Source organism: Paracoccus sp. MKU1 (assembly GCF_001447385.1).
Lineage (GTDB): Bacteria > Pseudomonadota > Alphaproteobacteria > Rhodobacterales > Rhodobacteraceae > Paracoccus.
The window spans coordinates 1-7,138 of the sequence record NZ_LLWQ01000158.1; the positions used below are offsets into that span (position 1 = coordinate 1).

Here is a 7,138-nt window from a genome sequence, read left to right on the forward strand (position 1 = left end):
AGGGGTTGAAGAATTTCACGACGGGGATGTGATCCACATCACGTTGGCGACCATTGGCCAGAAGCCGGTCGCGCTGTGTTCCGGTCAGGAGGATCATGCCGCGACCCTCCCTTCGATTGCAGCCGGAACCGGCTCCCCGGCATCTTCGGCCGGCAGATGCGACAGCAGCCAGTCGGCCGCCTTGCTGGCCTGAGAAGCTGCGCGGACGATGGCGCGGTTGTCCTCGCGCAGCACCTCCAGCCAGGAGCCGATATAGTCGGCATGGCGCACGGTCGGCGCGATACCAAGCGAGGCGCAGCAGAATGCCGCGTTCATCTCCGCCACCAACTCCTCGAATGCGTATTTCTTCGTGCCGAAACTGCCCGAGAAATCCCGCCCCAGGCGCGAGGCATGGCCTGTGGCGTGACCGAGCTCATGCAACGCCGTCCGGTGCCAGTTGATCGGCTCGAAATAGGCTTGCGGTGGCGGGACCATCACGAAGTCCTGTGATGGAACGTAGAAGGCGCGATCCCCGCCGATGCGAAAGTCGATGCCGGTGGCCCGGATCAACGCCTCCACCCGCGGTTCGATCATGCCGGGCGGCGGGGGCGGTGCCTCCACCGCGATGTCCTCGGGCAGGCCCTCGCATTGCGCGGCATTGAAAACGGTGAAGCGCTTCAGGAACGGGATGCGTCCCGGCTCATCGCCGGTCTCGCGGGCGCGGCGCTTCTCGTCCTCGGGGGTGAAGCGGTCGGCATAGACCACGGTGGTGCCACGCTCGCCCTTCATGACATTGCCGCCGAGAGCCGCCGCCTGGCGATATGTGAGCCAGTGCTGGGAAGGGTAGCCGTGCTGGACCACGGCGCCCCAGAGGATCAGGATGTTGATCCCGGAATATTGCCGCGAGGTCGCGGCGTTCTTCGGCATGGCAAGCGACGCCTTTGCCGCCGCAGTCCCCCAGGGCTGGACCCACGGCAACCGCCCTTGCTCCAGCTCTGCCATGATCTTGCTGGTAATGTCGTCGTAAAGATTGCTGCGCGCGCCATCGGCAGCGTGATCCTGTCTGGCCATCGGGATGATCTCCGCGACGGGCGCCGGAGACCTCTTCTCCAGCCCTCAACCCGTCACGGAAAGCCCGCCCGCACTCGAACTCTCAGGGGGCGTTGCGGGGCAGGCTGTGCAGAAACTCGTCTGACCGCGTCCGGAAAGGTCTTCAGAGACGCGTCATTTCGTGAGCGATGATGTCGGAGTGCTAAAGCGTTCAGGTCGCGGCCGTCAGATTGACCCGCTGCATAAGGGCCTCGCTACTCTCCTTGCGTTCGGAATAGCGGTCGGTCAGGTAGGGTGAGACATCGCGCGTTAGCAGCGTGAACTTCACCAACTCCTCCATCACGTCGACCACTCGATCATAATAGGATGATGGTTTCATCCGGCCCGCCTCGTCGAATTCCTGAAAGGCTTTGGCGACGGAGGACTGGTTGGGGATCGTGACCATCCGCATCCAGCGGCCGAGCACACGCATTTGGTTGACGGCGTTGAAGCTCTGCGAGCCGCCCGATACCTGCATCACCGCAAGGGTCCGGCCCTGCGTTGGACGAACTGCACCTACTGAGAGCGGAATCCAGTCGATCTGCGCCTTCATCACCGCACTCATCGCGCCATGCCGCTCGGGGCTGGTCCAGACCTGTCCCTCGGACCAGAGCGAGAGTTCACGTAATTCCTGCACCTTGGGATGATTGACCTCAGCCCCATCCGGCAGCGGCAGGCCGACCGGATCGAAGATGCGTGTTTCCGCCCCGAAATGTTTCAGCAGACGCTCGGCCTCGAATGTCAGGAAACGGCTGTAGGATCGGTCGCGGAGCGAGCCGTAAAGCAGCAGGATACGCGGCGGATGGGTTGAGGGGGCCGCTACGCGCAGCCGACCAAGGCTGGGAGTATCAACGCAGCCGGCATCGAGATTGGGAAGATCGTCCGGCATCAACGCAGTTCTTTCGCGAGTTCGGATACCTTGCCGCCACGCTCATACCAGCCTTTGGAGCGGTTCACGATCCAGACAACCGAGAGCATCACCGGTACTTCGATCAGCACCCCGACGACGGTTGCGAGCGCCGCGCCCGAGTGGAAGCCGAACAGGCTGATGGCGGCAGCAACCGCCAGTTCGAAGAAATTCGACGCCCCGATCAGCGCCGAGGGGCCCGCCACGCAATGCTGCTCGCCGGCCATCCGATTGAGCAGATAGGCAAGCCCGGAATTGAAATAGACCTGAATCAGGATAGGCACCGCCAGCAGGCCGATAATCGCCGGCTGCGCGATGATCTGTTCGCCCTGAAAGCCGAACAGCAGCACCAGCGTCGCCAGCAGCGCAACGAGGGAGGCCGGGCCGAACTTTGCAAGAAGTCGGTCAAGCGCTGCCTGCCCGCCATTCGCCAGCATCCGGCGACGGATGATCTGCGCGATGATAACGGGAATGACGATGTAGAGCACGACCGACAGGACCAGCGTCCCCCACGGCACGGTGATGGCGGACAGGCCCAGCAGCAGGCCGACAATCGGCGCGAAGGCAACGACCATAATGGCGTCATTGAGGGCAACCTGGCTCAATGTGAAATGCGGCTCACCCTTGGTCAGGTTCGACCAGACGAACACCATGGCCGTGCATGGCGCGGCGGCAAGGATGATGAGGCCAGCGATATAGCTGGCGATCTGCTCCGCCGGTAGGTATGGCCGGAACAGCCAGCCGATGAACAACCAGCCCAGCAGCGCCATCGAGAAGGGTTTTACGGCCCAGTTGATGAACAGCGTCACGCCGATACCGCGCCAGTGCCGCCCGACCTCACCCAATGCTGCGAAGTCGATCTTGAGCAGCATCGGGATGACCATGAGCCAGATCAGCACCGCCACCGGCAGGTTGACCTTGGCAATTTCCATTGCGCCGATGGCATGAAAAGCGCCCGGGAGAAAATGGCCGAGCGCAATGCCAACGACGATGCACAATGCGACCCAGAGGGTGAGGTAGCGTTCAAAGGTGGACATGGAACTCCCTCAGGCCGTTGCCACGCGTCGGCCGTGGCCGTCGATCACGCGCTCGCCGCCTTCCTTGGCGAACGCGCCACGCTGCGGCGGCAACAGGTCGAGCACGTCCTCGGACGGCCGGCAGAGCTTGACGCCCTTCGGGCTGACGACGATGGGCCGGTTGATCAGGAGAGGATGCGCCATCATGGCATCGAGCAATTGCGCGTCGCTCAGAGCCGGGCCGCCAAGGCCCAGTTCCGCATAGGGCGTGCCCTTCTCGCGCAGCAGTTCCCGCACCGATATGCCCATGCGCGCAATAAGTCGGGTCAGCAACTCGCGCGACGGCGGTGTCTTCAGATATTCGATGACATGCGGCTCGACGCCCGCATTGCGGATCATCGCCAGCGTGTTGCGCGAGGTGCCGCAATCGGGATTGTGATAGATGATGACGTCCATGGCCGGCTTCACGCTGCGCTGTTGCGTGGAGACGACGCGCCATCGGACTGGCCGATCTCGGTCAGTTTGGTGCGCAGCGACGCCTTGTCGAGACTGGCGACCGGCAGGGACGTGAAAGCCGAGATGCGGTTCTTCAAGAAGCGGAAGGCCGCAACGAAGGCGGCTTCCTTCTGGATGTCCGTTCCATCGACGGCCGCCGGATCTTCAATACCCCAATGGGCGGTCATGGGCTGGGCGGGCCAGACCGGGCAGGCTTCGCCGGCAGCGTTGTCGCAGACGGTGAACACGAAATCCATGAACGGTGCATCGGGCCCCGCAAACTCCTCCCAACCCTTCGTGCGGAAGCCTTCAGAGGGGTAGCTGAAACTCTTCAACATCTTCAACGCAAAGGGATTGATCGTCCTCTTGGGCTGCGATCCGGCGGAGAAGGCGCGAAAGCGACCCTCGCCATCCTTGTTCAGGATGCTTTCCGCGAGGATCGAGCGCGCCGAATTGCCGGTGCAGAGGAACAGAACATTGTAGATGCGGTCAGTCATGGGCGGCCTCTTTGGTGGCGAGGGTTTGCGGTGGGCAGCAAGGGGAAAGATCGGCGATCAGCGGCGCGCAGATCTCGGGGCGACCGCCGCAGCAATCCTTGACGAGAAAGCTGGCGAGCGCCCGCACGGCGTCGAGCCTTGCCCGATAGATGATCGACCGGCTGTGCCGCTCCGCCTCGATCAGGCTGGCGCGCGTCAGCGTCGCCAGATGTGTGGACATGGTATTGTGGGGGACATCTAACCTGCGGGCGACCTCGCCTGCGGGCAACCCATCCGGCTCATGCTCCATCAAGAGACGGAACACGTCGAGGCGGGTCGGTTGCGCGAGCGCGGCGAAAGCGAGGATGGCGTTATCTGATTCCATATGTCGAGACTAATCGACATATGGACAAGCGTCTAGGCAGGGACGGTCCGAAATTTCCGCCTCGTCGTGCAGTTGGACCGCGCCGCCGAGCGGTGAGAACGGGAAGCCCAGGACCGCAAAAGGCCAAACGCTTCGCCATGACAGCCTTCCAGCCTTCAAGAACACCTAGTGCGATGGTCGCAGCAAAGAGCCGCTCATCCTGGCTGTCAGATTTCCCGAACCACCTCTGACGAAGCTGCCCGGCAACTCAGCCTCGGCCTGCCGGACCTGTGAGGAACGGAGTGGGCTGAGGGGGCACCGTCAGGACCAGCGGCCACCATCGGCGCGACCAATTTTCTCGCATTGCCATGCGCGGCGTCTCCGCGTTAGACTGACCTCAGGACATGGCTGGAACGTCGCGCTGTGCGAGCAGATGTTCAAATCTCTTGGCGAGCCGCAAATTCGCACATCGTCGCGCCAGTATTTTTGCGACGCCATGCTGCTCAGGACTGCGCCAATGCCCGACCCCGCCCTCCATTCCCCGCCAAACGCCGCCGGGTGCTTCTCTGTAACACACTGGAATTGCAGTGCAGTCTTTGTGCGGGACCGTCATGGATCGGCGCAGGAATGGCACGGCAACGACAAACCACAGCATCGAAGCTTCGGCTGGTCACGGAGACCACGGATGAAGCCGTGGCGCGCATTGCTGGCACCCACAAGCCCGACCCCCGCCTCGCCGATCTCGTCCGGCAACTCGCCCGACAGGCAGCGCGCGATTTCGTCCAACAGGAGACGGCCAGTTTGGCGGGCGACCGCCTCCCCGACTGAGGTGTCCGCATGAAGGTCGCGCTCTACGCCCGCTACTCCTCCGACAACCAGCGCGACGCCTCGATCGCCGATCAGCTGCGTATGTGTCGCCTGCGCGCCGAAAAGGAAGGCTGGACCGTCGTCGAGGAATACACCGATCACGCCATCTCCGGCGCCAGCATGATCCTGCGACCGGGCGTCCAGGCCCTGATCTCCGATTCCCTGCGCGGCCGTTTCGACATGATCATGGCCGAGGCCATGGACCGGCTATCGCGCGACCAGGAGGATATCGCCGGCATCTTCAAGCGCATGACCTATGCCGATGTGAAGATGTTCACCCTGTCCGAGGGCGAGATCACCCATCTGCATGTCGGGTTGAAGGGCACGATGAACGCGCTGTTCCTGAAGGATCTAGCCGACAAGACCCGTCGTGGGCTGCGCGGCCGCGTCGAGGATGGCAAATCCGGAGGCGGTCTCTGCTACGGTTATGACGTGGTGAAGAAGTTCGATGATCGTGGGGAAGCCATCCGGGGCGATCGGACCATCAACGAGACCGAGGCCGGGATCGTGCGACGCATCTTCGCCGATTATCTTGACGGAAAGTCCTCGCGCACGATCGCCATGTCGCTGAACCACGAAGGCGTGGCAGGGCCGCAGGGCAGTGAATGGGGGCCATCGACGATCCACGGCAACCCGAAGCGCGGCACCGGCATCCTGAACAACGAGCTTTACATCGGAAAGCTTGTGTGGAACCGGCTACGCTATATCAAGGATCCCGACACTGGCCGGCGCGTATCCCGCCTGAACCCGGAAAGCGAATGGGTCGTCCATGAGGTGCCTGACCTGCGGCTCATCGACCAGGACATCTGGGATGCGGTCAAGGCACGGCAGAGCCGCCTCGCCTACGATGTGGTCGAGACCAGCCCGAATCCCCTGAACGACCGGCGTCGCCCGAAGCACCTCTTCGCTGGCCTCGTCAAATGCGGCTGCTGCGGTGGCGGCTATACGATGATCTCGAAGGATCTGCTCGGCTGCGCGACGGCGCGCAACAAGGGCACTTGCGACAACCGGCTCAACATCCGGCGCGACGCGCTGGAAGCCTCGATCCTCAACGGGCTACGCAAGCATCTGATGGATCCCGCGCTGTTCAAGGAGTTCTGTACCGAGTTCACCAGGGAGGTGAATCGGCTACGCATCGAGCGCGGCGCCGATCTGGAGGGTTGGAAACGGGAACTGGAGCGTGTCGACAAGGAGTTGGACAAGATCGTCGACGCGATCGTGCAAGGCTTCCCGTTATCGAAGCTGAAGGACAAGTCCGAGAAGCTGGAAGCCCGCAAGGCTGAACTGACGGAGAAACTGGCCAACGCGGACGAGCCGCCTCCCCTGCTGCACCCGAACATGGCGGCACTCTACGCGCAGCGGATCGGCCAACTCTACGAACATCTGCAAGATGAAGACGGTCGTACTCACGCTGCCGAGACCTTTCGGTCGCTGGTCGATCAGGTGACGCTGGTTCCCGACAATGGCGAGCTAGCCATCGTCCTGCGCGGCGACCTCGGTGCGATCCTGCGGTTTACGGCGGGCAAGAAAAACCCCGACTTCCTTGCGGAGGCCGAGGCTTTGGACAACCTGCTATCGCAGGGATCGTTGGTTGCGGGAGGACGCAACAGACGATCGCTGCGGAATGGGGGCACAAATGCAAAAACCTCCGCGACGGGGTCAGCGGAGGTTTCGCAATTATCGTTGGTTGCGGGGGCAGGATTTGAACCTGCGGCCTTCAGGTTATGAGCCTGACGAGCTACCGGGCTGCTCTACCCCGCGGCAGGGCTTTCTCTGTCGTTTTTCTCGTTTAGAGAGATCTGGCTCGCTTCTTTTCAGGTCTGGCGGTGACCTACTCTCCCACGTCTTTTGACGCAGTACCATTGGCGCGACGGCACTTAACGGCCGAGTTCGGGATGGGATCGGGTGTTTTGCTCGTGCTAAAGCCACCAGACCGGAAAAGGAG

General features: G+C 62.6%; 9 protein-coding genes, 1 tRNA gene and 1 rRNA gene. 1 reads left to right on the top strand and 10 read right to left on the bottom strand.

Features of this window, described 5'->3' with window-relative positions:
- From AQY21_RS11585 to AQY21_RS29730, 8 genes are all read right to left on the bottom strand, one after another.
- Positions 1 to 97, bottom strand: a 97-nt coding sequence (locus tag AQY21_RS11585; protein ID WP_152988205.1) for a DUF2958 domain-containing protein, incomplete at its 3' end; no start/stop codon positions are given.
- Positions 94 to 1,050, bottom strand: a complete 957-nt coding sequence (locus tag AQY21_RS11590; RefSeq protein ID WP_058097816.1) for an ArdC family protein — start codon at positions 1,048 to 1,050, stop codon at positions 94 to 96. The genes AQY21_RS11590 and AQY21_RS11585, both read right to left, overlap by 4 nt.
- 190 nt (positions 1,051 to 1,240) lie before the next feature.
- Positions 1,241 to 1,957, bottom strand: a complete 717-nt coding sequence (arsH, locus tag AQY21_RS11595) for an arsenical resistance protein ArsH (RefSeq protein WP_058097817.1) — start codon at positions 1,955 to 1,957, stop codon at positions 1,241 to 1,243.
- Entirely contained in the window at positions 1,957 to 3,012 is a 1,056-nt protein-coding gene (gene arsB / locus AQY21_RS11600; protein ID WP_058097818.1) for an ACR3 family arsenite efflux transporter, read from the bottom strand. Before arsB ends, arsH begins: the two co-directional genes overlap by 1 nt.
- Positions 3,013 to 3,021: 9 nt before the next feature.
- A complete protein-coding gene (gene arsC, locus AQY21_RS11605) occupies positions 3,022 to 3,447 on the bottom strand; it encodes an arsenate reductase (glutaredoxin) (RefSeq protein WP_058097819.1) in 426 nt (141 codons plus the stop codon).
- An 8-nt stretch (positions 3,448 to 3,455) separates the two neighbouring features.
- Positions 3,456 to 3,983 (bottom strand): arsenate reductase ArsC, encoded by a 528-nt coding sequence (locus AQY21_RS11610; protein WP_058097820.1) that lies wholly within the window; start codon positions 3,981 to 3,983, stop codon positions 3,456 to 3,458.
- Complete coding sequence (locus AQY21_RS11615) at positions 3,976 to 4,347, bottom strand: helix-turn-helix transcriptional regulator (RefSeq protein WP_058097821.1); 372 nt, start codon at positions 4,345 to 4,347, stop codon at positions 3,976 to 3,978. The genes AQY21_RS11610 and AQY21_RS11615 overlap by 8 nt, the downstream gene beginning before the upstream one ends.
- Before the next feature lie 588 nt (positions 4,348 to 4,935).
- Complete coding sequence (locus AQY21_RS29730) at positions 4,936 to 5,295, bottom strand: hypothetical protein (protein WP_238986756.1); 360 nt, start codon at positions 5,293 to 5,295, stop codon at positions 4,936 to 4,938.
- Here AQY21_RS29730 and AQY21_RS27180 point away from each other — a divergent pair.
- Positions 5,218 to 6,921 (top strand): recombinase family protein, encoded by a 1,704-nt coding sequence (locus AQY21_RS27180; RefSeq protein WP_238986757.1) that lies wholly within the window; start codon positions 5,218 to 5,220, stop codon positions 6,919 to 6,921. The two genes, AQY21_RS29730 and AQY21_RS27180, sit on opposite strands and share 78 nt — an antisense overlap.
- Here the strand turns inward: AQY21_RS27180 and AQY21_RS11630 are convergent.
- Positions 6,878 to 6,954, bottom strand: a tRNA-Met gene (locus AQY21_RS11630). The genes AQY21_RS27180 and AQY21_RS11630 overlap by 44 nt on opposite strands.
- A 57-nt stretch (positions 6,955 to 7,011) precedes the next feature.
- Positions 7,012 to 7,126 (bottom strand): 5S ribosomal RNA (gene rrf / locus AQY21_RS11635).
- Positions 7,127 to 7,138 lie beyond the last annotated feature (12 nt).

Excerpts from the sequence above, each read along its gene's own strand:
- AQY21_RS11590 (WP_058097816.1), bottom strand. The coding sequence starts at position 1,050 with ATGGCCAGACAGGATCACGCTGCCGATGGCGCGCGCAGCAATCTTTAC.
- AQY21_RS11615 (WP_058097821.1), bottom strand. The coding sequence starts at position 4,347 with ATGGAATCAGATAACGCCATCCTCGCTTTCGCCGCGCTCGCGCAACCG.
- arsB (WP_058097818.1), bottom strand. The coding sequence starts at position 3,012 with ATGTCCACCTTTGAACGCTACCTCACCCTCTGGGTCGCATTGTGCATC.
- AQY21_RS11610 (WP_058097820.1), bottom strand. The coding sequence starts at position 3,983 with ATGACTGACCGCATCTACAATGTTCTGTTCCTCTGCACCGGCAATTCG.
- arsH (WP_058097817.1), bottom strand. The coding sequence starts at position 1,957 with ATGCCGGACGATCTTCCCAATCTCGATGCCGGCTGCGTTGATACTCCC.
- arsC (WP_058097819.1), bottom strand. The coding sequence starts at position 3,447 with ATGGACGTCATCATCTATCACAATCCCGATTGCGGCACCTCGCGCAAC.